The organism is Corynebacterium sp. 20-84 (assembly GCF_053479455.1).
Genome location: NZ_JBRBCB010000023.1, coordinates 1 through 1,418, shown reverse-complemented (window position 1 = coordinate 1,418; position 1,418 = coordinate 1). Strand labels below are relative to the sequence as shown.

General features: G+C 53.5%; 1 rRNA gene. It reads right to left on the bottom strand.

Annotated elements, in window-relative coordinates:
* Nucleotides 1-1,418: ribosomal RNA gene (locus ACUY2Y_RS11650) — 23S ribosomal RNA — on the bottom strand; the annotation flags it as partial.

The following is a 1,418-nucleotide window of genomic DNA, read 5'->3' as shown; positions in this document are numbered from 1 at the left end:
TGTAGGTCTCGCAGTCAAGCTCCCTTGTGCACTTACACTCTAAACACCTGATTGCCAACCAGGCTGAGGGAACCTTTGGGCGCCTCCGTTACTCTTTGGGAGGCAACCGCCCCAGTTAAACTACCCACCAGGCACTGTCCCCAACCCAGATCATGGGCCAAGGTTAAGACATCCACTACGGTCAGAGTGGTATTTCACTTGACGACTCCACACCCACTAGCGTGAGCGCTTCATAGTCTCCCACCTATGCTACACAAACCGCAGTAAACACCAATACCAAGCTATAGTGAAGGTCCCGGGGTCTTTTCGTCCTGCCGCGCGAAACGAGCATCTTTACTCGTAGTGCAATTTCACCGGGCCTGTGGTTGAGACAGCAGGGAAGTCGTTACGCCATTCGTGCAGGTCGGAACTTACCCGACAAGGAATTTCGCTACCTTAGGATGGTTATAGTTACCACCGCCGTTTACTGGGGCTTAAATTCTCCGCTTCGGACATAGTCCTAACAGGTCCTCTTAACCTTCCAGCACCGGGCAGGCGTCAGTCCGTATACATCAACTTCAACGTCTTCGCACGGACCTGTGTTTTTGATAAACAGTCGCTTCCCTCTCTTTTCTGCGACCCCAACCAGCTCACCAACGCATGTTTGGATCACCAGTTGTGGCCCCCCTTCTTCCGAAGTTACGGGGGCAATTTGCCGAGTTCCTTAACCACAGTTCACCCGACCGCCTGAGTATGTTCTACTTGACTACCTGTGTCGGTTTCGGGTACGGGCCGTACACACACATCGCTAGAGGCTTTTCTCGACAGCACAGGATCACTACCATCACCCCATTGGGGTTACGCATCACGCCTCACACATATGACACCCGCATTTAACTAGGTGTCGTGCCGCACGCTTGCACCACAATCCACTAAGTGGCGTAGCTACCAATCTGTGTCACCCCATCACTTGACTACTACAGATCAGGCCCCACGCATCACACCCACCTGATAATCAAAGATCATCGTGGCGGGTGGTCAGGGTGGTTAGTATCACCGGTTCATCATTGGGCGCGTGTATACGGGTACGGGAATATCAACCCGTTGACCATCGACTACGCCTGTCGGCCTCGCCTTAGGACCCGACTCACCCTGGGAAGACGAACTTGACCCAGGAACCCTTAGTCATTCGGCGGATACGATTCTCACGTATCATTCGTTACTCATGCCTGCATTCTCACTCGCGTACAGTCCACACACCCTTACGATCATGCTTCACCCCATACGCGACGCTCCCCTACCCATATCAAATGATATGCCGCGGCTTCGGCGGTGTACTTGAGCCCCACTGAATTGTCGGCGCGCAACCACTCGACCAGTGAGCTATTACGCACTCTTTCAAGGGTGGCTGCTTCTAAGCCAACCTCCTGGCTGTCTTC